At 68.2% G+C, this 20,807-nt stretch carries 21 protein-coding genes; 6 read left to right on the top strand and 15 right to left on the bottom strand.

What is annotated here, in order from left to right; genetic code table 11:
• Positions 1 to 34: 34 nt before the first annotated feature.
• Both PIGHUM_RS03225 and PIGHUM_RS03220 read right to left on the bottom strand, forming a co-directional pair.
• Positions 35 to 703, bottom strand: a complete 669-nt coding sequence (locus tag PIGHUM_RS03225) for a GntR family transcriptional regulator (protein ID WP_124077817.1) — start codon at positions 701 to 703, stop codon at positions 35 to 37.
• A 21-nt stretch (positions 704 to 724) separates the two neighbouring features.
• Positions 725 to 1,384 (bottom strand): DUF4286 family protein, encoded by a 660-nt coding sequence (locus tag PIGHUM_RS03220; protein ID WP_124077816.1) that lies wholly within the window; start codon positions 1,382 to 1,384, stop codon positions 725 to 727.
• Between the two features lie 130 nt (positions 1,385 to 1,514).
• On the opposite strand from PIGHUM_RS03220, the gene PIGHUM_RS03215 reads away from it, so the two are divergent.
• The 4 genes from PIGHUM_RS03215 to PIGHUM_RS03200 are packed head-to-tail and all read left to right on the top strand — an operon-like array spanning position 1,515 to position 5,937.
• Entirely contained in the window at positions 1,515 to 2,093 is a 579-nt protein-coding gene (locus PIGHUM_RS03215) for an amino acid synthesis family protein (RefSeq protein ID WP_124077815.1), read from the top strand.
• 21 nt (positions 2,094 to 2,114) lie between these two features.
• Complete coding sequence (locus tag PIGHUM_RS03210; protein WP_124077814.1) at positions 2,115 to 3,311, top strand: amidohydrolase family protein; 1,197 nt, start codon at positions 2,115 to 2,117, stop codon at positions 3,309 to 3,311.
• A complete protein-coding gene (locus tag PIGHUM_RS03205) occupies positions 3,312 to 4,523 on the top strand; it encodes an FAD-dependent oxidoreductase (protein WP_124077813.1) in 1,212 nt (403 codons plus the stop codon).
• Positions 4,524 to 4,545: 22 nt separating this feature from the next.
• Positions 4,546 to 5,937 carry an aldehyde dehydrogenase family protein gene (locus PIGHUM_RS03200; protein ID WP_124077812.1) on the top strand — a complete coding sequence of 464 codons (1,392 nt, stop codon included), beginning with the start codon at positions 4,546 to 4,548 and terminating at the stop codon, positions 5,935 to 5,937.
• Positions 5,938 to 5,953: 16 nt separating this feature from the next.
• Here the strand turns inward: PIGHUM_RS03200 and PIGHUM_RS03195 are convergent, their stop codons facing one another.
• The 5 genes from PIGHUM_RS03195 to PIGHUM_RS03175 all read right to left on the bottom strand — a co-directional run bounded on the left by PIGHUM_RS03195 (position 5,954) and on the right by PIGHUM_RS03175 (position 10,704).
• Positions 5,954 to 6,565 carry a PqiC family protein gene (locus PIGHUM_RS03195; RefSeq protein WP_160142128.1) on the bottom strand — a complete coding sequence of 204 codons (612 nt, stop codon included), beginning with the start codon at positions 6,563 to 6,565 and terminating at the stop codon, positions 5,954 to 5,956.
• 77 nt (positions 6,566 to 6,642) lie between these two features.
• Complete coding sequence (locus tag PIGHUM_RS03190; RefSeq protein ID WP_124077810.1) at positions 6,643 to 8,283, bottom strand: PqiB family protein; 1,641 nt, start codon at positions 8,281 to 8,283, stop codon at positions 6,643 to 6,645.
• A complete protein-coding gene (locus PIGHUM_RS03185) occupies positions 8,261 to 8,908 on the bottom strand; it encodes a paraquat-inducible protein A (protein WP_124077809.1) in 648 nt (215 codons plus the stop codon). Before PIGHUM_RS03185 ends, PIGHUM_RS03190 begins: the two co-directional genes overlap by 23 nt.
• Entirely contained in the window at positions 8,905 to 9,567 is a 663-nt protein-coding gene (locus tag PIGHUM_RS03180; protein WP_124077808.1) for a paraquat-inducible protein A, read from the bottom strand. The genes PIGHUM_RS03185 and PIGHUM_RS03180 overlap by 4 nt, the downstream gene beginning before the upstream one ends.
• 168 nt (positions 9,568 to 9,735) lie before the next feature.
• Positions 9,736 to 10,704 (bottom strand): LysR family transcriptional regulator, encoded by a 969-nt coding sequence (locus PIGHUM_RS03175; RefSeq protein ID WP_124077807.1) that lies wholly within the window; start codon positions 10,702 to 10,704, stop codon positions 9,736 to 9,738.
• A gap of 121 nt (positions 10,705 to 10,825) precedes the next feature.
• Here PIGHUM_RS03175 and PIGHUM_RS03170 point away from each other — a divergent pair, with 121 nt between their 5' ends.
• Together PIGHUM_RS03170 and PIGHUM_RS03165 are read left to right on the top strand one after the other, a co-directional pair.
• Positions 10,826 to 11,797, top strand: coding sequence for a Bug family tripartite tricarboxylate transporter substrate binding protein (locus PIGHUM_RS03170; RefSeq protein WP_124077806.1), 972 nt, complete (start codon positions 10,826 to 10,828; stop codon positions 11,795 to 11,797).
• Positions 11,794 to 13,320 (top strand): sulfatase-like hydrolase/transferase, encoded by a 1,527-nt coding sequence (locus PIGHUM_RS03165; protein ID WP_124077805.1) that lies wholly within the window; start codon positions 11,794 to 11,796, stop codon positions 13,318 to 13,320. The genes PIGHUM_RS03170 and PIGHUM_RS03165 overlap by 4 nt, the downstream gene beginning before the upstream one ends.
• A gap of 15 nt (positions 13,321 to 13,335) precedes the next feature.
• On the opposite strand, the gene PIGHUM_RS03160 is transcribed toward PIGHUM_RS03165, so the two are convergent.
• The 8 genes from PIGHUM_RS03160 to PIGHUM_RS03125 form a co-directional block, all read right to left on the bottom strand.
• Positions 13,336 to 14,157, bottom strand: a complete 822-nt coding sequence (locus PIGHUM_RS03160) for a DNA-binding transcriptional regulator (protein ID WP_124077804.1) — start codon at positions 14,155 to 14,157, stop codon at positions 13,336 to 13,338.
• Between the two features lie 67 nt (positions 14,158 to 14,224).
• A complete protein-coding gene (locus tag PIGHUM_RS03155) occupies positions 14,225 to 15,241 on the bottom strand; it encodes a Bug family tripartite tricarboxylate transporter substrate binding protein (protein ID WP_124077803.1) in 1,017 nt (338 codons plus the stop codon).
• 39 nt (positions 15,242 to 15,280) lie between these two features.
• The gene (locus tag PIGHUM_RS03150) at positions 15,281 to 16,114 is read right to left on the bottom strand and encodes a cupin domain-containing protein (RefSeq protein ID WP_124077802.1); all 834 of its coding nucleotides are present in this window, start codon (positions 16,112 to 16,114) and stop codon (positions 15,281 to 15,283) included.
• A 24-nt stretch (positions 16,115 to 16,138) separates the two neighbouring features.
• Entirely contained in the window at positions 16,139 to 16,765 is a 627-nt protein-coding gene (locus PIGHUM_RS03145; RefSeq protein ID WP_124077801.1) for a flavin reductase family protein, read from the bottom strand.
• Between the two features lie 215 nt (positions 16,766 to 16,980).
• Complete coding sequence (gene dmeF, locus PIGHUM_RS03140; protein WP_124077800.1) at positions 16,981 to 17,937, bottom strand: CDF family Co(II)/Ni(II) efflux transporter DmeF; 957 nt, start codon at positions 17,935 to 17,937, stop codon at positions 16,981 to 16,983.
• Positions 17,938 to 17,986: 49 nt separating this feature from the next.
• Positions 17,987 to 18,259 carry a metal/formaldehyde-sensitive transcriptional repressor gene (locus PIGHUM_RS03135; RefSeq protein WP_124077799.1) on the bottom strand — a complete coding sequence of 91 codons (273 nt, stop codon included), beginning with the start codon at positions 18,257 to 18,259 and terminating at the stop codon, positions 17,987 to 17,989.
• A 104-nt stretch (positions 18,260 to 18,363) separates the two neighbouring features.
• Positions 18,364 to 19,824, bottom strand: coding sequence for a metalloprotease TldD (tldD, locus tag PIGHUM_RS03130; protein ID WP_124077798.1), 1,461 nt, complete (start codon positions 19,822 to 19,824; stop codon positions 18,364 to 18,366).
• Positions 19,825 to 19,868: 44 nt separating this feature from the next.
• A complete protein-coding gene (locus PIGHUM_RS03125) occupies positions 19,869 to 20,687 on the bottom strand; it encodes a carbon-nitrogen hydrolase family protein (protein ID WP_124077797.1) in 819 nt (272 codons plus the stop codon).
• Positions 20,688 to 20,807 lie beyond the last annotated feature (120 nt).

Genomic DNA, 20,807 nt, shown 5'->3' with positions numbered 1-20,807 from the left:
CGGTGCCTTGCTGGAGCGGCTGGACGATTGACATTTATGCGGCCTGGTTCATGGCCTCGTAGACGTCGCGCGCTTCCGCCTCGGCGGCCTTGACGTGCGCCACCGCCGCCGCGCGCGCCGCGCGGGCATCCCCTTGCTCCAGGGCTGCATAGATCTCGTCGAGCTCGCGCACGCTGTGCTTGGCGCGGCCCGGGCTGGCCATGGTCTTGGCCCTCAAGAAATTGATGCGCGTCAGCAGGCCGTGCAGGACCTCGCCCATTACGGGGTTGCCGCAGCACGCGATGATCACTTCGTAGAAATCCGCCGTGGCCGACAGGCGCGCTGCTCCATCCTGCTCTTTGACCGCCTCGGCAAAGGCGTCGAGCGCGGCGCGCATGCTGCGCAGCTCGTCCTTGCCCATGCGCTGGGCCGACAGCGCGGCCGCCTCGCCTTCGAGCAGCGCCCGCAGGTGGTAGATGTTCTCGGCCTCCTGCCAGCTCAGTTCCGCCACCGACGGCCCCTTGTTGGGCACGATGACGATAAGCTTTTCCGCCGCGAGCACCCGCAGGGCCTCGCGCACGGAAGTCCGGCTCACGCCCAGCAGGCTGCACAGCTTGGCTTCGACCAGCCGCTCGCCGGGCTTGAAATAGCCGTTCATGATGGCTTCGCGCACCAGCCTGACGGTTTCCTGCTGGACGGATCGCGGTGCAATCTTCAAATCCATGTCTCGCCTCTCTCGCCAGGTTCAGAGCGGCGGCAGCTGCCGTGCCCCGTGACGCTGAAACAATCCATAGGTGCCCTTGAACCAGGGCTGCGCCGCCAGGCGCTCGCGCCACGGCGTGGCGCGGGCCTTGGCGCGCGCCGGGGACTCCAGCGCGGCGGCGTCGTCGAGGTAGTGCAGCGCCAGGCGGTTGTAGCGCCCCGGTTCGCCGTCTTTCACGTCGAAGCGCCGCACGGCGCGCCACTGCGGACACTCCAGCAGCAGCGGTACGTGGTCCTGCTCGTACCAGTCGTCGAACTCCTGCAGGTGCGCCTGCGGCACGTCGAACCACACGGGGTACAGCACCGCGGTGTCGATGGCTTGCGGCGCGGTGTCGCCCGCGCAGCTGATTTCTTCGCAGAGATAGCGCGTGAAGCCGGTCACGTTGCGCAGCATCCAGGCCGTTTCCTCGGACGGGTTCTGTTTGATCGCCTGGTAGGCGGCGGTACGCAGCGCGGCGAGGTCCGTCATTTCATAGACGGCCAGATAGTTCAGGCTGTCCGCGACCCGGTAGCGCTGCGCGCTGACGAAACCATGCAGGCCGACACGGATGGGAATGTGCTCGGTGTCGTACCAATGGTTGAACTTGTCTTCCCACTCTGGCGCAGGAGTCATTTCCGAAAACAGGATGGCACGGCCGCGCATAGGTTCCCTCCGCGTGATGCATCGTGATTGACATTAGTATTGTATGACAATAACATCGTCAAACATTCAGCACAACAAGAATTCATCACCGCAGCCCCATCCCGGGCCGCGCAGCCGACAGGAGCAACGCATGAAACTGAAAGTCCGCAGGTGGCAGGCCGTCGTCGAAGAGAAACTGGAAGAAGCCGGGCGGCCGGCCGGCGAGCCGCTGCGCAAGGCAGCCATCATTGCCTTTGTCGAGAACCCCTACGCCGGCCGGTACGTGGAAGACCTGTCCCCCATGATCGAGGCCAGCCCGGAGCTGGGCGCGCAGATGGCGGCCAAACTGCGCGAAGCCTATGGCGACCATCCGGTGCTGTCCTATGGCAAGGCCGGCGTGGTGGGCCTGGGCGGCGAACAGGAGCACGCCAACGCGCTGCTGACCACTCCGGCGGCCGAGCCGCTGCGCCGCGAGATCGGCGGCGGCAAGGCGTGGATTTCCTCGGTCACCAAGATGGGCGGGCCGGGTACCCTGCTGGACGTGCCGCTGGCCTCCAAGGACGCGCTCTACGTGCGTTCGCTCTACAACGCCATGACTATCTACCTGCCCGACGGCCCCATGCCCGACGAGATCGCGCTGGTCTTCGCCGTGTCCAGCCGCGCCCGCATCAACGCCCGCGTGGGCGGACTGAAACTGGAAGACGTCCAGGGCCATGACGGCCTGGTCTAAGGCTCACCCAAGGAGAACGCGATGAAACTGGCTATCGTCAACCTGGGCCGCATCCTCACCGGCGAATGGCGCGAGCCGTACGCCCAAGGCGACGGCATTCTCACCGAAGACGGCCGCATCACCAAGGTCGGCACCTTGTCGAGCGCCGAGGTGGAAAGCGCCGACGTGGTCATCGATGCCGCCGGCACCACTGCCATTCCCGGCCTGATCGACTCGCAGGTCCACAACACCTTCGGCGACTACACGCCGCGCCAGAAAACCGTCGGCTTCCTCGAAAGCTACGTGCACGGGGGCGTGACCACCGGCATTACCGCATCGGAAGTGCACACCCCCGGCCGCCCCAAGGATCCGGCCGGCGTGAAGGCCCTGGCCGTGGCCGCGCAGCGCTGCTTCGAGCACTACCGCCCGGGCGGCATGCGCGTGTATGCCGGTTCCATCATCATCGAGCCGGGCCTGGTCGAACAGGATTTCGCCGACATCGCCGCACAGGGCGTATGGCTGGCCAAGGCGGGCTTCGGCGCGGTCAAGACGCCGTACGACTACGTCCAGGCCATCGGCTGGGCGCGCAAGCACGGCATGATCACCACGGTCCATACCGGCGGCTCGTCGATTCCCGGTTCGTCGGGCATCTGGGCCGAGCACCTGATCGCGATGAACCCGCACGTCTCCTTCCACGTCAACGGCGGCCCGGTGGCCATGCCCGACGAGGGCTTTCCCAAGATGGTGTACGAATCGGAGATCGCCCTGCAGGTCTGCACCGCGGGCAACCTGCGCACCACGCTGCTGCTGGGCGACATGGTGCGTAAGGCCGACCAGTTCGACCGCTTCCTGATCGCTACCGACACGCCCACCGGCAGCGGCATCATGCCGCTGGGCATGATGTACACCATCACCCACCTGGCCAGCCTGACCGACATGCCCGTGGAATGGGCCATCGCCGCGGCCACCGGCAACAACGCGCGCGTCTACGGCATCAACAGCGGCTTCCTCCAGGAAGGCAAGGATGCCGACGTGGTGCTGCTGGACGCCTGCGTGGGCGGTTCCAAGAACGACCCGCTCGACGCGCTGCGCAACGGCGACATCGCCGCGGTGGCGGCCGTCGTCACCGACGGCGTGCCGCGCTTCGTCGGCAAGAGCCGCAACACGCCCGCGGGCAACCGCCCGGTGCGCGTGGTTCGCTGCGACATTCCCCAGGACTACACCGGCGGAGGCCATTGAATGAGCCAGAAACACATTGCCATCGTCGGCGCGGGCCCGGTCGGCGTCGTCGCCGCGCTCGCGGCGGTCCAGCAAGGCTTCCGGGTATCCCTGTACGAAGCCGAATCCACCGTCGACGACAGCCCGCGCGCCGCCACCACCCACAGCTCCACGCTGGAAATGGTGGCCCGCGTCGGCCTGATCGACCGCTTCACCGCCGAAGGCCTGACCGCCCGCTACTTCCAGTTCTGGGACCAGACCACGCACAGCCTGGTGGCGCAATTCGACCACGAGATACTGAAGAACGACACGCCCTACCCCTTCGTGGTGCAGACCGAACAGCACAAGCTGGCCAACATGGGCATCGATAAACTGCGCGCCACCCCCGGCGCCAGCGTGCACTTCCAGCACCGCGTGACGGCCCTGGAGCAGACCGAGGACAAAGTCACGCTGACGCTGGAAACCCCCGGCGGCGCGCAGGAAGTGGAAGCGGACTACGTGATCGGCGCCGACGGCGGGCGCAGCACCATCCGCAAGGCGCTGGACATCGCCTTCGACGGCATGACCTGGCCCGAGCGCTTCATCGTGATCACCGTCAAGGACGACTTCGAGCGCCTGATGGGCTGCTGCTATCGCAACTACCTCGCCCACCCCGGCGCCTGGACCAATCTGTTCAAGATCTCCGGCGACGACATGCAGGGCCGCTGGCGCGCGGTATTCCCGTCCGAGGTGGACGAGACCGACGAGCAGGCGCTGAGCGACGAAGCCGTGGCGCGCCGCCTGTCGCACGTCCTGCCCAAGGCCGATCCGTACGATGTGCTGCACCGGAACATCTACCGCGTCCACCAGCGCGTGGCCGCCCAATTCCGCAAAGGGCGCGTGTTCCTTGCGGGCGATGCAGCGCACGTCAACAACCCCATCGGCGGCCTGGGCCTGAACTGCGGGATCCACGACGCCATGGAGCTGGTGGACATGCTGACCTCGGTCGAGCGCGGCGAGGAAGACGCATCGGTGTTCGACCGCTACGAGCGGCGCCGCCGCCAGATGAACATCGAGTTCGTCCAGCAGCAGACCATCAACAACAAGAAGCGCCTGGAAGAAAAGGATCCTGTGGCGCGTGCCCGCGCGCTGGACGAGATGCGCAAGATCGCCGACGATCCCGCGCGCCATCGCCAGTTCCTGCTGCGCAGCTCGCTGATCGACAGCGTGCGCCAGGCAAAGACCATCCAGTGAGCGCGAACGCGAGCCACCAACCATGAATCGCAAAACACTGGCGGTCACCTCGCCCTACGACGGCAGTCCGGTGGGCGAGATCCCCTGCACCTCCTCCGACGAGATCCGCGCCGCGCTCGACCGGGCCGACGCGCTGTTCCGCAATCGCGGCGCCTGGCTGCCCGCCGACGAGCGCGTGGCCATCCTGCGCAAGGCCGCCGAATTGCTGGACCAGCGGCGCGACGACGTCATCGCCACTGCCATCCGCGAAGGCGGCAAGCCGTACCGCGACAGCGTGGTCGAGATCGACCGCGCCATCGACGGCCTGCGCAACTGCGCGGAACTGGTCCGCTCCGAGGGCGGGCACGTGGTGCCGATGGGCACCACGCCGGCTTCGCGCGGCAGGGTCGCCTTCACCCAGCGCGAACCCATCGGCCCGGTGCTGGCGCTCAGCGCCTTCAACCACCCGGTCAACCTGATCGTCCACCAGGTAGGACCAGCCATCGCCGCCGGCTGCCCGGTCCTGGTCAAGCCCTCGCGCGACACGCCGCTGTCATGCCGCAACGTCGTGCGTGCGCTGCACGACGCGGGCCTGCCGCAGGACTGGTGCCAATTGCTGATCCCGTCGTCCCACGACGACATCGATGCGCTGGTGCGCGACAGCCGGATCCGTTTTCTGTCGTTCATCGGCAGCGCCGAAGTCGGCTGGGGCCTGCACGCGCGCATGGCGCCCGGCATGCGCTGCGCGCTCGAGCACGGCGGCATCGCGCCGGTGCTGATCGACCGGGACGCCGACCTGGACCTGGCGGCGGGCGCGGTGGCCAAGGGCGGCTTCTACCACGCCGGCCAGGTGTGCGTGTCGGTCCAGCAGGTCTTCGTGCACGAAGCGGTCGGCGAGGACTTCCTCGCACGCCTGCAAGCCGCGGCGGCGCGCCTGAAGACCGGCGATCCGCTCGACCGCGATACCGATGTCGGTCCGCTGATCAAGCAGGCCGAAGCCGACCGGGTGGCGGCCTGGATCGATGAGGCGCGGGAGCAAGGCGCGCGGCTCGTGCAGGGCGGGCGCCGGCTGGCGCCGACCTTGATCGAACCGGCCATCCTGCTGGATGCCCCGCCGCAGGCGCAGGTGTCCTGCCGCGAAGTGTTCGGACCGGTGGTCAGCGTGCAGCGCTACGCCGACCTGGACGACGCCTGCCGGCGCGCCAACGTGGGCGGCTTCGCGTTCCAGGCCGGCGTGTTCACCAACTCGCTCGACACGGCGACGCGGGCGTATGCGGCGCTCAACGCATCGGCGGTCATGATCAACGACCACTCGGCGTTCCGCGTGGACTGGATGCCCTTCGCGGGCCTGAACCGCTCCGGCCTGGGCGTGGGCGGCATCCCCCACACCTACCGGGAAATGACCATCGAGAAAATGATGGTGCTGCGCGGCTGATGCGCCGCGCGGGGCGTCACGCCGGCGAGCAGTTCGGCGTGACGCCGCTTCCGCCGGCGGCGCGCACGCTGGCGGCCACCGCATCGGCCACCCGGCCCAGCATGCCCTGGTGCGCCACCACCACGTCGGCCACCGAGCCGCCCGCGGCCGCCTGTTCGAACGTCCCCAGGCACACCAGCGCGCGCCCGCCCTGCAAGGGCCGCACCGACCACGACACCGCCGCCCGCACCGCGCCGCCCTGCTTCGCGTCAAGGCGCGAAAACTCGACGTTGACGCGATAGGCAGCCTTGCCGGCGAGCCCCGCCTTGGCGGCATCCACCGCATGCAGGCGGGCCTGCAGCGCTGACGACAGCGCGTCGTGCAGTTCGTCGCCCAGCGGCGCCGACCAGCGATGCCTGTCCAGCATCTGCACCTGCGCGCCGTCCTCCCGCAGCACGATCTGGCGGCGCTGCAAACGCTCGGGCAGCGCCACCGGGGCCACGTCCAGCACCAGCGCGGGGCCGGAAACGTCCGCCGGTGCGGGCTGCTCGGCCTGCAGCGTATAAATGGCCGGCGCCTGCGGCGCGGCGCAGCCGCCCGCTCCCGCCGCCGCGGCCAGCGCCGCGGCCATACGCACGAACTTGCTCACTGATGTACCCTCCTGTCGCTGCGCGACATCCTCCCCGAGGAAGGACGCGCGCCCTTCGGGCGGCCGGGCGGCCGCGCTCATCGCTCTTCCTCGGGCTTGCCACGCAGCAGCGACTGCGGGTTTTCTTCCAGATAATCGGTCAACTGGCGTAGCGAATTGGCCGTGCGCATCAATTCGCGCAGCGCGCGCCGGATGTCCTGCTGCAGCGGGGCATCGGCCGAGAACGTCCCTTCGGCGGCCTTCAGCGTCTTGCGCGCATCTTCCATCGCGGCCACGATCTGCGGCGCGACCTGGCCATCCAGCCGCTTGACCATCTGGTCGGCCGACGCCAGCGTGGCGCGCACCCCCGCCATCGTGGTCACCAGGTCCTTGCCGATGGTGTCGAAGGGCACCTTGCCGATCTTGTCCACGATATCGGCAAGCTTGCTCTGCAATTCATTGAATGCGCCCGGCATGGTCGGAATCACCAGCATGCCCTGGCTCTGCCCGCCCTTGGCGGGCGGCCGCTCCTTGGCGAAATCGAGGGCCACGAACAACTGCCCGGTCAGCAGGTTGCCGTTGCGCAACTGGGCGCGCAAGCCGCGCCGGACCAGCGCTTCCATCAGTTGTCCGGGAGCCGAGGCGTCGAGCGACTCGGCATCGGCGGAACGGCGCAGTCCCAGCCGCGACGGGTAGACGTCCACCACGACCGGCAGCACGAAGGACTTGGTCTCGCGGTTGAACTCGATGCCGATGGAGCGGACCTCGCCGATCACCACGCCGCGGAAGTCCACCGGCGCGCCCGGCGAAAGCCCCCGCACCGATTGCTCGAAATACATCACCATGCGGGTGGATACGCCGTCTTCGTCCTTGAACGCGCCGTCGGGATTGTCGGCCAGTTCGTAGACCGCATCCTCCTGCGCCGGCTCGCCGGGCGGCAGGTTGGGCGAATCGAGGAAGGACACGCCGCCCAGCAGCACGGTGGCCAGCGACTCCGTATACAGCTTGAGCCCGTCCGCGTCGATCTTGAGATCCACGCCGCTGGAATGCCAGAAACGCGAGCTGGTGGTCACGAAGGCATCGTACGGAGACTTGACGAACACCCGCACCGTCACCCTGCCGTTCTTGTCGAGATCGTAGGCCACCACCTGGCCGACGTTGACCCGGCGGAAATACACGGGCGAGCCGATATCCAGCGAGCCCAGGTCGGAAGCGCGCAGCACGAACTGCTTGCCCGGGGTGTCGGCGGTCACGATGGGCGGCACTTCCAGCCCGGTGAAAAAGGATTCGCGCTCTTCCGAACGGCCGGCGTCCACGCCTATGTAGGCGCCCGACAGCAGCGTGCCCAGGCCGCTCACGCCGCTTGCCGCGACGCGAGGCTTGACGATCCAGAAGCGGCTGTCCTCGACGGCGAAGCTGGCCGCGTTCGCGGTCAGCTCGATCTCGGCGATCACGTGCGAGCGATCCTTGGCCAGGCGTATCGCCTGCACCTGCCCGATGTCCACCTCCTTGTAGCGGACCTTGGTCTTGCCGGCCTCCAGGCCTTCGGCCGAGCGGAAACTGATCTCGATCGTCGGCCCGTGGCTGTACCAGCTGTTCAAGGCCACCGATAGGCCGGCGACGGCGGCCACGATGGGGATGAGCCAGACCAGCGAAGGCAGCCAGCGGCTCGGCTTGCGCCGCACGGGATCGCCGGGCGCTGTGTTGGGAGGCGTATCAGGGGTGGGGGTCATGGGCATCTACCGGATCCCAGATCAGGCGGGGATCGAAACTCATCGAAGCAAGCATGGTCAGCACCACCACCATGCCGAAGGCCATCGCGCCCGGCTCGGGCCTGACCGTGGCCAGCGCATCGAGCCGCACCAGCGCGGCCAGCAGGGCGACCACGAACACGTCCACCATGGACCAGCGGCCCACGGCCTCGACCATGCCGTACAGGCGGGTGCGCTCCACCGGCCGCCAGGTGGAACGCCGCTGCGTGGTCACCACCAGCATCACCAGGGCCGCCAGCTTGAAGACCGGGATGACGATGCTGGCGCAGAACACCACCGAGGCGACGAAATAGGAACCGTCCTTCCACAGGTAGACCACCCCGCTCAGGATGGTGTTGGATTGGCTGCCGAACAGCGTCCCCGTGGTCATGATGGGCAGCATGTTGGCCGGCAGGTACAGCGCCAGCGCGGCCATCAGGAAGGCCCAGGTGCGGCGCAGACTGTCGGGCTTGCGCAGGTTCAGCGCGGCGCCGCAGCGGTCGCACTGGCCGCCGGCGCGGCCGCGCGGCAGGATGGCGGTGCATTGCGGGCACTCCAGCACGCCGGCCTGGCTGGCGGTACGCACGCCGTGCAGGTCGTGTGCGCCGTTCATTGCGACGGCTCCGCCGCCATGCCGTCCTGGCCGGCTTCGATCCGCTCGGCATACTCCCACAGTTCGGCGGGGTCGAAGCTCACCACCACCGCCAGCAGCACCGTCAGGCAGCCGAACGACCAGAGCGCCACTCCCGGCAGCACCGTGGCCATGGCCGATAGCTTGACCAGCGAGGCGACGATGCCGAGCATGAACACCTCGATCATGCCCCAGGGACGGCCCAGCCGGACCAGCCGGATCACCAGGCCGAACCCCGACGGAACGCGGCCCATGCGTAGCGGCACCAGCAGGTAGGCCAGCAGCCCCAGTTCGATCAGCGGGAACAGCATGGTGGTGACGAACACCAGCATCGAGACCGACAGCATGTCCTCCATCGACAGCACCCGCACCGCCCCCCACACCGTGGTCTCGGTGCGCAGGCCCTGGATCTCCATGGCCACGATGGGAAAGGCGTTGCTCACCACGAATGTGATCAGGCTGGCCAGCACGACCGGCAGCAGCGCCTGGTAGCGCGAATCGGCATTGCGATAGAGCTCGGTGCCGCAGCGTTCGCAATAAGCCCTCATGCCCGGCCCGACACGGCTCCTGCGATAGGCGGCATCGCAATGCGGACACAGCTTGAGAGCCGTATTGGCGCGTGGGTCGGAGAACAGCGGCATGAAGACGGTTGCCCTCGGGCGCAGCCTTGTCGCGGCGCCGGCGATACAAACAGGCGTGTATGTAAAGACATCAGCATGATATAGCAGAAGCGTGCGCCGGCCAGGCGGGTTCTTGTGTGCAAAGCTGCAACTTGCGTGTCTCCTGTTGTCGCAGACCCGCCGCAGCCCTTATTCCGCCATCCCCGCCGCCTCGTCCCTCAGGCAGTCGATCAAGGCCAGCATGTTGGCCGACGGGTCGAGGCTTTCGTGCCGGATCACCCCTATGGGCCCGAACACCGGCGGCAATTCCAGCTTCAGGATGGCCAGCCGGTGCCGGCGCGCGTGATAGGCGGCCACCGCGCGCGGCATGACCGACAGCGACGGACTCAGCTCCATCAGCACCATGTTGTTGACGACCGAGGCCGATTCGATGCGCGAAGCGGGCCTCAGGCCGTGCTGCTGGAACAGCATGTCCAGGCCGATGCGCACCGGGCTGCCTTGCGGCGGCATGACCCAGGGATAGGCGCCCAGGTCTGCCCAGGAAAGCTTGCGCCGGCCCGCCAGCGGATGGTCGGCCGCGCTGCATACGCACATGGGCTCTTCGCAGAGGATTTGCCGGACCAGGTCCGCCGCCGAGGCGGAGGCGCCCAGGCGGGCCACCACCAGGTCGAGCTTGCGCGTATAGAGATCGGGCAGCAGGGCTTCGATCGAGCCTTCGCGCACCAGCACGTTGACGCCCGCATGCGACCGTTCCAGGCGCAGCAGCGCGTGCGGCACCAGGAACGCGGCGGACGAGGAGTTGATGCCTATGCTGATGGTTTCCACGCCCAAGCCGCCGGGCTCGGACCATTCGCGGCCCATGCGTTCGAGATCGCCGAGCACCCACCGGGCGTGCCGGATCATGGAGGCGCCGTGCGGCGTCGGAAAGGTACCCTTGGAGGTACGCGTGAACAGGCGCGTGCCGGCCATGGATTCGAGTTCGGCGATCATCCGCGACACGGCCGGCTGGGTCGTGGCCATGCGGCGCGCGGCTTCGCCGACATTGTGGACGTCGTCCAGCACCTGCAGCAGGCGCAGATGGCGCAGACGCAGGCGGCCGTGCAGATACCAGTCGGCGCGCAAGGCGATGGGGGCGAAAGCAGGCTCGGCCAATTTCATACCATTCTTGATATGACTTGGCGCAAATATATCATTAGACCCGCATGTTCCCGTCGGCGATGATGGTCTCCCGCCGAGCCGCCTGCCTTCCCGCAAGGCGCGCACGCACAAGGAGACCGTCATGCTCAGATTCACTGGCCCCGCCCTCGCCGCCGCGGCGCTGACCCTGGCGCCGGCCGCGCACGCCGCCTACCCCGACCGCCCCGTGGTCCTGGTCGTTCCTTCCGTTCCCGGCGGCGCCGCCGACCTGGTCGGCCGGATGCTGGCCGAACAGTTGGGCAAGCGCTGGAACCAGCCCGTCATCGTCGAGAACCGTCCGGGCGGCGCCTTCATCATCGGCACCCAGACGGTAATCAAGGCGGCTCCGGACGGCTACACGCTGCTGCTGGGCGCCGACGCCTCGTTTTCCGCCGTGCCCTATCTGATGGACAAGATGCCCTACCAGCCGGACCAGGACCTGCTGCCCGTCTCGCCGCTGTCCACCCTGCGCTACGTGCTGGTCGCCTCGCCGGCCTCGCCCTACCGATCCGTCGAGCAGTTGCTGGCCCAGGCGCGCGCCCATCCGGGCACGGTCACCTTCGCCAGCGGCGGCGAAGGATCGACCCACCACCTGGGCATGGAGCTGTTCTCCCACGCCTCCGGCGCGTCGTTCAAGCACGTGCCGTACAAGGCGGCGCCCCAGGGTTTCGTCGATGTGATGGGCGGCCACGTCGATATGATGTTCATTGCCGCCAGCACGGCCATCCAGCCGGTCAAGACCGGCAAGGTGCAGGGACTGGCCAATACCGCCGACACGCCCATCCCCGACCTGCCCGGCCTGCCGATGCTCAAGGACAAGGTCCAGGGCTTCACCTTCGACAGCTGGTTCGGCCTGTTCGCGCCCGCGGGCACGCCCGCCGCCGTCGCCAGCCGGCTCAATGCCTCCGTGCAGGCGGTCCTGAAAGACCCCCAGGTGCGGGACAAACTGCAGGCGCAGGGCCTCTCGGCCTGGGAAGGCGACGGCCAGACCTTGCGCGAGCGCATCGCCGCCGACACCCAGCGGCTGCTTCCCGTCATCGCCAAGCTCAAGGAACAGGGCAGGCCCCAGCCATGAAACGCCCGAACATCCTGCTCATCACGACCGACCAGCACCGCGGCGACTGCCTCGGCTTCGCCGGGCGGCGCGTCAAGACGCCGCACATCGACGCCCTGGCGCGCGGCGGCACGCATTTCGCGTCGTGCATCACGCCCAACATCGTGTGCCAGCCCTCTCGCGCGTCCATGCTGACGGGCCTGCTGCCGCTTACCCACGGCGTCTGCGACAACGGTATCGACCTGGACCAACGCACCGGCGAGGCGGGGTTTGCCGGCAGCCTGGCGGCGGCGGGCTATGCCACCGGCTTCATCGGCAAGGCGCATTTCTCCAGCCACCATACCTTCGCCCGCACCGGGCGGCCGGAATGCCAGTACACCGAAGCCGAACTGGGTCCGGACTGGTCCGGCCCCTACATGGGCTTCCAGCACGTGGAACTGGTCGTGGAGGGCCACAACTACTGGCTGCCCACGCCGCTGCCGGGCGGGCTGCACCATTCGCGCTGGTACTACGGCGACGGCCTGGGCGAACTGCGCAACCGGCTCTACCAGACCGATCTCGGACCGCCCAGCGGCGCGCCGCAGACCTTCAACTCCGCCCTGCCCGCGGCCTGGCACAACTCCACCTGGATAGGCGACCGCGCCGTCGACTACCTGAGCCGGCATCGCGGCGAACCCTTCTGCCTGTGGGCCTCGTTTCCCGATCCGCACCATCCCTTCGATTGCCCCGAACCCTGGTCGCGCCTGCACCACCCCGACGAAGTCGACCTGCCGCACCATCGCGCCACCGACTACGAGCGGCGTCCGTGGTGGCACCGCGCCAGCATGGAGAACACGCCGGTCGGCAGCGCGGACGTACAGGCGCTGCGCCAGAATTTCTCGCGCATCCCCACCCAGCCCGATGCGCAGCTGCGCAACATCACCGCCAACTACTACGGCATGATCTCGCTGGTCGACCACCAGGTCGGCCGCATCATGAACACCCTGCGCGACCATGGCCTGGACCGCGACACCCTGGTCGTCTTCACGTCCGACCACGGCGAATGGCTGGGCGACCATGGGCTGATGCTCAAGGGCCCCATTCCCTACGAGGGCGTGCTGCGCGTGGCCATGGTCGCCCATGGTCCGGGCGTGCAGGCCGGCGTACAGGTGCGGGATCCGGTGTCCACGCTCGATCTCGCATCGACCTTCTACGACTATGCCGGCGCCTCGGCGCTGGGACCGCAGCACGGCCGCAGCCTGCGGCCGCTGTTCGAAGGCCGGCCCGCGAGCCGCGACTGCGCGTTGAGCGAATGGGACGTGGCGGCTTCGCGCTGCGGCGTGGAATTGAAACTGCGCACCGTGCGCACGCGCGACTGGAAGCTGACGCTGGAGGCCGGCAGCGGCGCCGGCGAAATGTACAACCTGGCCGACGATCCCGACGAAATGGACAATCTCTTCGACGACCCGGGCTATCGCGTCCGCCGGCGGGAACTGCTCGACATGCTGGCCGAGCGGCCCGCCGACCAGTTGCCGGAGCGGTTGCCGGCGTCGGGCGTCGCCTGAGGCCGGCGCGGACCGTCAACCTGCCTCGATCGGCGCCGGATTGAGCTGGCCCAGCCCGCTGGCGATCTGGTTCGCCGAAGCCGTAAGCCTGGCCAGATAGCGGTCGACCGCCTCGGCCGGCGTCATGACCGACGAGAACCAGGTCAGGCCCAGCGTGGCGGCGATACGGCCGCGATGGCAGACCGGGATCGCCATCGTGCAGGACTGCTCGCTGAGCTCGGGTATGCGCAAGGCATAGCCCTGCCGGCGGGTGGCCGCCAGCAACTGCTCCAGCCCGTCCCGGTCGTGCGCCAGCGCGTCCTCTTCGCGGCCGCTGCGACGGACCACGTCGAGGATGAACTCGCGTTCCTGCGCGTCGCAGAACGCCAGGTAGGCCAGCCCCAGCGCGCGCTCCACCAGGCTGCGGCGCAGGTTGATGGACGAATGCAGCAGGGACAGCGGCGACTGCGGGATGGTGCTGTAGCGCACCACCATCGCATCGACGTCCAGCAGCGCCAGTGTGACCGGCCATTTGAACTCGCGGGTCAGCGCATCGCATACCGGCCTGGCCACCTCGATCACCTGCGGCTGGTGGTTGTAGCCGCAATACAGCGAGGCCATGCCCGAGGCGAGGTAGTACGCGCCGAACCGCGCCGACTGCGCCACCAGCCCCTTGGCCTCGAACGTGCGCAGCAGGCGCGCGATGGTGGGCTTGGGTATGCCGGTGCGCCGGTACAGGTCGTCGATACTCGACACTGCTTGCCGATTCAAGGCCTGCAACAGTTCGATCGCGCGCTCCACGCTGCGTATGCCCGCGCGGGCGCGGTCGTCCTGCCCATCCGGGGGCGGCTGCGTCATGCCGTCCGCGACGCGCGCTCGCCGCGATGCTCGATCGGCAGATGTGGCATGTCGGTCCCTCCCGTTCTTACTGGATGCGCAGCTGGTGGCGCTGGATGAAGCCGGCGATGTCCTGCGCTTCGCCGCGATACTTCCTGCCGAAAGCCGCGGCGCTCTGAACGTCCAGGATAATGCCCTCTTCCTGCAGCTTGTGCTGAATCGCCGGATCCTTGAGCGCGGTATTGATGGCCGCGTTGAGCCGCTCGACCACCTCGGGCGGCGTGGACGGCGGGGCGAACACGCCCAGGGCGCCGCTGGCGTTGAGCCCCGGCGCGCCGTTGTCGGCAATCACCGGCAGCTTGGGAAAGGCCGGGCTGGCGTCGGGCGAACCGATGGCCAGCGCCCGCACCGTGCCGCTCTGCAGGTGGCCGGCGGCCAGCGACGACGAGCCGAAGATGGCCTGCACCCGCCCGCCCAGCATGTCGGTCAGCATTTGCGCCGCGCCCTTGTACGGCACAGGCGTCATCTTCAGGCCGAAGGCCGCATTCATGTGCTCCAGCGCGAAGTGGTTGGGCGAGCCGATGCCGCTGGTGCCGAAGTTGTAGATCCCGGGCCGGCTCTTGACCAGCGCGACGAACTCTTCGAAGGTCTTGGCCGGAAAATCCGCGCTGACCAGCAGCAGCGTGGTCGGCCGCCCCACCGAGGCCACCGGCAGCAGGCCGTTGACCGGATCGAAGCTGAGCCCCTGGTTGGTGGCCGCGGCGATCTGCAGCGAGGTGTAGGCCGTGAACAGGATGATGCTGCCGTCGGGCCTGGCCTTGGAGGCCAGCCCGGCGCCGACGAGGCCGGCCGCGCCGCCCTTGTTCTCGGGCACGATGGTCTGGCCCAGGATGGGTCCGAGCACATTGGCCAGCTGGCGCGCGACGGTGTCGACGATAGCGCCGGGCGGGTAGCCGATCAGCATGGTCAGAGGCTGGTTCGAATGCGGGCCCTGGGCATGCAGAGGCCCGGCGGCCAGCAACGCGAAAGCCGCGCCCAGCAGGCGCGAGACGGCGCGGGCCGCACGCGGCCGGGCGCGCGCCGCCGAAAGGTCGGGACGGAACATGGGTGTCTCCTGGATGGGATCGTTATCGGGCGGCGTGCTTCAGGCGCCGGCGGCCGGGTCGTCGTAGTCGGCCGAGTTGCAGACCCAGTTGTTCGCGATGAAGTCGCGCCGGGGTGGTGAGAACACGTCGATCAGCAAGTGATAGCCCGGCCCGACGCCTTCCGTGGTGTGGACCAGGTTGACCGGGATCACCAGCAGCGTGCGCGGATCGGCCTGCAGGTGCACGTCGTCGCGCCAGCGCGTGGCGTCGCTGCCCCACGGCGTGCGCAGGTGATGCACGAACTTGCCTTCTATCGCCAGCGAACCCTGTTCGAAGCGCGCATGGCTGTGCGGACTGAGCTGAGTGCGGTCGCGCGGGCCGTCGTATTCGACCCAGTTGATGCTGAGGGTATCGGTCTGCAGCATCTTCAGGCGCTTCTTGTCCGGCGGCGGAATGATGTCGTCGATGGCGATGACGCGCAGCGCGCCCGCATTGCGCACGCGGCGGAACGCCGGGGTCGAGGCGACGATGCGCGGGTCGTGCTCGACGGCGTTCAGGTAGTCCTGCTGCGCCAGGTCGGTGCGCGAGCTGGCGATCAGGATGCCGGGGCCCGGCGCGTCCAGCGCGATCGTGCAGGTCCCGGCGGGAATGATGCACAGCGAGCGCCCGGGCGCATCGGCCCGGCCGCCCTCGTACTCGATGTGCGCGCCGGCGCCCGGCAGCAACAGCAGCAGTTCGTGCGCGCTGCTGGCCGTGTGGGGCTGGGTGCTGTCTATCCATTCGACCGAGAAGTTCTGGGCCTGGCCGATGCGCCGGCCGGACGTCTGCGGCGTAGTGTCCAGGTCGATCAGGCCGGCGTCGTGCAACACCGTGGAATCGTCGTTTCGTGCCATGGCTGGGGTTCGCTCGCTTGCCATTCAATCGTGGGCAGGACTGGGACGGGACAGCTCGACGAGCTCGCCGACCGAGGAATACTGGGAACCGCCCAAGCGCGTCAGCGGACGCGTGCGGGCCACGTCGAAGTGGCCCTGCGGGGTGACGAAGGCGTCGTCCAGGTGCACGCCGACGACGCGGCCGAACACCACCGAACTGCGGGTCTCGCCGGGCCGCGTGGGCTCGATCTCGACGATCTGCAGCAGCGTGCACTCGAGATGGGCCGGCGAGGCGGCCACGCGCGGCGGGCGCACCTTGACGCTGGGAAGCTTCTCCAGCCCCGCCAGCGCGAATTCGTCGGTGCCGGACGGCACGTTCAGCGACGTCTGGTTCATCGCGTCGCGCAGTTCCCAGGTGACCAGGTTGGCGACGAACTCCTTGCTGGCGCGGACATTGGCCAGCGTGTCCTTCTCGAGGCGGTCGCCCGCCGCGTTGCAGGAGAAGATCAGCACCGGCGGCGCGGTGGAGACGAGATTGAAATGCGAGAACGGCGCGAGATTGGCCTCGCCCGTGGCGCTGAGCGAACTGATCCATCCTATCGGCCGCGGCGCGACGATGGCATTGAACAGGCTGCGCTTGAAACCGGGCGTGGTTTCCGGATCTAGAAACATGTCGGTGAACCCAGGAGAACGGGTGACGGGCGCATCGGCGGCGGACCGCCGCGTGCGGTTCGGGAAAATATACGAATCCGCGCGAGGCGCTGTCCATCGACATTTCCCAGCTTTTCTCGCAGTGGAAAGCTCGCCGCCCGCCCTCGTGGACGCGGCGGCATGGCAGCCCAATATTCAAAAGCTCATGACCCGCACGGGCGCCGCAGCGCCGATGCTCATGCCGCCTCGCGCTGAACTTCGACGGTGACGTGCGACAGTTCGTGGATATGCGCGAGCAGCGCCTTGTAGTGCGCGGGCTCTCGGGGCTCATGGGCGATCAGCGCGACGATGGCCGCGAAGTGGCCGGGACCGACCTGCCAGACGTGAAGATCCGTCACTTCGCTGCCCGTGGGCGCGATCGCCTCCCGGATCTCCTGCCGTACCTGCTGCCCTTCGGCGGCGGCGTCGAGCAACACGCTGCCGGTATCCCGGATCAGCCCCCACGACCATCGCGCGATCACCAGCGCGCCGACCACCCCCATCAGGGGATCGGCCCATGTCCAGCCGTACTGCCGCCCCAGCAGCAGCGCGGCGATGGCCAGGACGGAAGTCAGCGCATCGGCCAGCACATGTATGTAAGCAGCGCGAAGATTATTGTCGCGGGCCTCGCCCGGCCCGGCATGCTCATCGCGATGATGGCCGTGATCGTGGTCGTGGTGATGGTGATGATGGGCGTGATCGTCCTTCAACAGCCAGGCGCAGGCCAGGTTGACGAGCAGCCCTACGGCGGCCACCGCGATCGCCTGCCCGAAATCGATAGGAATGGGTTGCGCCAGGCGGACCAGGCTCTCCCAGCCGATCAGCAGCGCCACCAAAGCCAGCAGTACCGCGCTGGCGAAGCCGGCCAGCTCGCCGAGCTTGCCCGTACCGAAGGTGAAGCGCGGATTGCCCGCGTGACGGCGCGCAAAATGATAGGCCAGCGCGGCGATCAGCATGGCGCCGGCATGGGTGGACATATGCCAGCCGTCGGCCACCAGCGCCATCGAGCCGTAAAGAGTGCCGGCCACGATTTCGACCAGCATCATGCCGGCCGTAAAAAAGATCACCAGCCATATCTTGCGCTCGTTGCGCCGGTGCGCGCTGCCGAGAAAGCAGTGATCGTGGCCCGGCTCCGGGGAACGATGGTCGTTCATGCGCGAACTCCTGTCGTTTGCGTTGGCGGGACTACCGCGATCGGCCGGTTCATTTCATGTAGGCCCGGATGACTTCGATCATTTCCTCTCCCCCCTGGTAGCGCTCTGCGTCGGTCTCGGCATCGAGGACGTGCTCGCGCAGATGGTCTTCCATCACTTCCGCCGTCAATCCGCCGACCGCGCCGCGAACGGACGCGATCTGGCGCAGCACTTCGACGCATGCGGCATCCGCTTCCAGCGCGCGCTCTATGCCCTCCAACTGACCTTTGATGCGGCGGACCCGTGCGATCAGCTTGTCTTTCTGGCGAGAGGTATGGGACATGGCAAGGGCCGAATATAGTATAGGGGACTATATTACATCAAGCGTGCCGGGCGGGTGGCGGATGAATGGCCCGGGCGGCCCCGGGCTCTAGCCCGCCGTCCGGCTCAGGCCGTGCCGCCCACCGTCAGCCCTTCCATCCTCAGCGTGGGCTGGCCCACGCCCACCGGCACGCTCTGGCCGTCCTTGCCGCAGGTGCCCACGCCCGAGTCCAGGCACATGTCGTTGCCTATCATGCTGACGCGGTTCATCGCGTCCAGGCCGTTGCCGATCAGCGTGGCGCCCTTGACCGGGTAGGTGATCCTGCCGTCCTCGATCATGTAGGCTTCCGAGGTCGAGAACACGAACTTGCCGTTGGTGATGTCCACCTGGCCGCCGCCGAAGTTCACCGCGTACAGGCCGCGCTTGACCGAACGCACGATCTCTTCGGGATCCTTGTCGCCGGCGAGCATGTAGGTGTTGGTCATGCGCGGCATGGGCAGGTGGGCGAAGGATTCGCGCCGGCCGTTGCCGGTGACCGGGGCCTTCATCAGCCGGGCGTTGAGCGAATCCTGCATGTAGCCGCGCAGGATGCCGTCTTCGATCAGCACGTTGCGCTGCGAGACGTTGCCCTCGTCGTCGATGTTGAGCGAACCGCGCCGACCGGGGAGCGTGCCGTCGTCGACCACGGTCACGCCCTTGGAGGCCACGCGTTCGCCGACCCGGCCCGAGAACACGCTCGAGCCCTTGCGGTTGAAGTCGCCCTCCAGGCCATGGCCGACGGCTTCGTGCAGCAGAATGCCGGGCCAGCCCGAACCCATCACCACGGTCATCTCGCCGGCCGGGGCGGGACGCGCCTCCAGGTTCACCAGGGCTTCGTGCACGGCGCGGTCCACGTACTGCGCGAGCAGTTCGTCGGTGAAGTATTCGAAGCCGGTCCGCCCGCCGCCGCCGCCGTGGCCCATCTCGCGGCGGCCGTCGTGCTCGGCGATTACCGTCAGCGACAGCCGCACCAGCGGCCGCACGTCGGCGGCCAGGCGGCCGTCGCTGCCGGCCACCAGGATGACGTCGTACTCGGCGCCCAGGCTGGCCATGACCTGCGCCACGCGCGGATCCTTGGCGCGCGCCATGCGCTCGACGCGCTCCAGCAGCGCGACCTTGTCCTGCGCGGCCAGCGAGCCCAGCGGATCGTGCGGCAGGTAGAGCGAGCGTCCCGGGCTCTGGCGATAGGCGCCCGCGACCTTGGTCTTGCCGGCGCCCTGGCGGGCGATGGTCCGCACCGCGCGCGCCGACGACAGCAGCGCCTCGCGCGACAAGGTATCGGAATAGGCGAAGGCGGTTTTTTCGCCGCTCAGCGCACGCACTCCCACGCCTTGTTCGATGGAGAAGCTGCCGGTCTTGACCATGCCCTCTTCCAGGCTCCAGCCCTCGCTGCGCGTGTACTGGAAGTACAGGTCGGCGTAATCGACCTTGTGCGTGAAGATCTCGCCCAGCGCCAGGGAAAGGTCGGACTCGCTCAGGCCCCAAGGGTCGAGCAGCAGGGATTTGGCGGTGGCCAGGGACTGGATGTTGGGTTCTACGAGTTGCATGGATGGATCTGGTTACCTAGCGAAGCGGCGAGCCGTGACAGGCTCTACAGTACACGATGGCGCAAGGCCGGCAAGGCGGTGCGGACTTCGGCGATGCGGGCGCGATCGAACACGCCGTCGACCACTCCCGGCCCTTCGGGCAGCACCGACTGCACCACGCCCCAGGGGTCGATCAGCATGGCATGGCCCCAGGTGCGGCGACCGTTGGGATGCACGCCGCCCTGGGCCGGCGCCAGCACGTAGCACTGGTTCTCGATGGCGCGGGCGCGCAGCAGCGTTTCCCAATGGGCCTGCCCTGTCGTATAGGTGAAGGCGGCCGGCACCAAAATCAAGTCCACCGGCCCCAGGGCCCGGTACAACTCGGGAAAACGCAGGTCGTAGCAGGTGGACAGGCCTACCCGCCCCCACGGGGTGTCGAACGCCGCCGGCGCCGCGCCGGGGCGGATGCTCAGGGCCTCGTCGTAGGATTCGGCGCCGCGGCGGAAACTGAACAGGTGGATCTTGTCGTAGCGGGCCACCACCCCGCCGTCCGGGCCGTAGACGAACGCGGTGTTGTAGACCCGGCCGGGATCCGGACATTCCAGCGGCAGCGTGCCGCCGGCCAGGTAGATGCCGTGGCGGCGCGCCTGGGCCGACAGGAAATCCTGGACGGGGCCGCCGCCCTCGGGCTCGCGCAGCGCGACCTTCTCGCGGTCGTTGCGGCCCATGAAGCAGAAATACTCCGGCAGCGCCACCAGTTCGGCCCCCAGGTCCACGGCCTGCGCGATCAGCGCCTCGGCGGCCGACAGGTTCAGGGCGACGTCGGGGGCGGACACCATCTGGATGGCTGCCACGCGCGCGGGGGCGAGCAATGTGTCGATCATGGGAACTCCAGCGGGAACGGTTGCGCGGTAGCGCGTATTGTCGCGCAGAACGCCCGGCGGCGCCCGGCCGGGGCGGCTCTCGCGGCCAGGGCCTGTTCACCCGGAAAGGAGCCTCGCGCA

The organism is Pigmentiphaga humi (genome assembly GCF_900606115.1).
GTDB lineage: Bacteria > Pseudomonadota > Gammaproteobacteria > Burkholderiales > Burkholderiaceae_B > Pigmentiphaga > Pigmentiphaga humi.
The sequence above is the reverse complement of the archived record's forward strand: the minus strand, read 5'-3'. Positions and strand labels throughout refer to the sequence as shown.

What these genes read in the sequence shown, in the direction of transcription:
- PIGHUM_RS03225 (WP_124077817.1), bottom strand. Translation starts at nt 703, where the DNA reads ATGGATTTGAAGATTGCACCGCGATCCGTCCAGCAGGAAACCGTCAGG.
- PIGHUM_RS03220 (WP_124077816.1), bottom strand. Translation starts at nt 1,384, where the DNA reads ATGCGCGGCCGTGCCATCCTGTTTTCGGAAATGACTCCTGCGCCAGAG.
- PIGHUM_RS03215 (WP_124077815.1), top strand. Translation starts at nt 1,515, where the DNA reads ATGAAACTGAAAGTCCGCAGGTGGCAGGCCGTCGTCGAAGAGAAACTG.
- PIGHUM_RS03210 (WP_124077814.1), top strand. Translation starts at nt 2,115, where the DNA reads ATGAAACTGGCTATCGTCAACCTGGGCCGCATCCTCACCGGCGAATGG.
- PIGHUM_RS03205 (WP_124077813.1), top strand. Translation starts at nt 3,312, where the DNA reads ATGAGCCAGAAACACATTGCCATCGTCGGCGCGGGCCCGGTCGGCGTC.
- PIGHUM_RS03200 (WP_124077812.1), top strand. Translation starts at nt 4,546, where the DNA reads ATGAATCGCAAAACACTGGCGGTCACCTCGCCCTACGACGGCAGTCCG.
- PIGHUM_RS03190 (WP_124077810.1), bottom strand. Translation starts at nt 8,283, where the DNA reads ATGCCCATGACCCCCACCCCTGATACGCCTCCCAACACAGCGCCCGGC.
- PIGHUM_RS03185 (WP_124077809.1), bottom strand. Translation starts at nt 8,908, where the DNA reads ATGAACGGCGCACACGACCTGCACGGCGTGCGTACCGCCAGCCAGGCC.
- PIGHUM_RS03180 (WP_124077808.1), bottom strand. Translation starts at nt 9,567, where the DNA reads ATGCCGCTGTTCTCCGACCCACGCGCCAATACGGCTCTCAAGCTGTGT.
- PIGHUM_RS03175 (WP_124077807.1), bottom strand. Translation starts at nt 10,704, where the DNA reads ATGAAATTGGCCGAGCCTGCTTTCGCCCCCATCGCCTTGCGCGCCGAC.
- PIGHUM_RS03170 (WP_124077806.1), top strand. Translation starts at nt 10,826, where the DNA reads ATGCTCAGATTCACTGGCCCCGCCCTCGCCGCCGCGGCGCTGACCCTG.
- PIGHUM_RS03165 (WP_124077805.1), top strand. Translation starts at nt 11,794, where the DNA reads ATGAAACGCCCGAACATCCTGCTCATCACGACCGACCAGCACCGCGGC.
- PIGHUM_RS03160 (WP_124077804.1), bottom strand. Translation starts at nt 14,157, where the DNA reads ATGACGCAGCCGCCCCCGGATGGGCAGGACGACCGCGCCCGCGCGGGC.
- PIGHUM_RS03155 (WP_124077803.1), bottom strand. Translation starts at nt 15,241, where the DNA reads ATGTTCCGTCCCGACCTTTCGGCGGCGCGCGCCCGGCCGCGTGCGGCC.
- PIGHUM_RS03150 (WP_124077802.1), bottom strand. Translation starts at nt 16,114, where the DNA reads ATGGCACGAAACGACGATTCCACGGTGTTGCACGACGCCGGCCTGATC.
- PIGHUM_RS03145 (WP_124077801.1), bottom strand. Translation starts at nt 16,765, where the DNA reads ATGTTTCTAGATCCGGAAACCACGCCCGGTTTCAAGCGCAGCCTGTTC.
- dmeF (WP_124077800.1), bottom strand. Translation starts at nt 17,937, where the DNA reads ATGAACGACCATCGTTCCCCGGAGCCGGGCCACGATCACTGCTTTCTC.
- PIGHUM_RS03135 (WP_124077799.1), bottom strand. Translation starts at nt 18,259, where the DNA reads ATGTCCCATACCTCTCGCCAGAAAGACAAGCTGATCGCACGGGTCCGC.
- tldD (WP_124077798.1), bottom strand. Translation starts at nt 19,824, where the DNA reads ATGCAACTCGTAGAACCCAACATCCAGTCCCTGGCCACCGCCAAATCC.
- PIGHUM_RS03125 (WP_124077797.1), bottom strand. Translation starts at nt 20,687, where the DNA reads ATGATCGACACATTGCTCGCCCCCGCGCGCGTGGCAGCCATCCAGATG.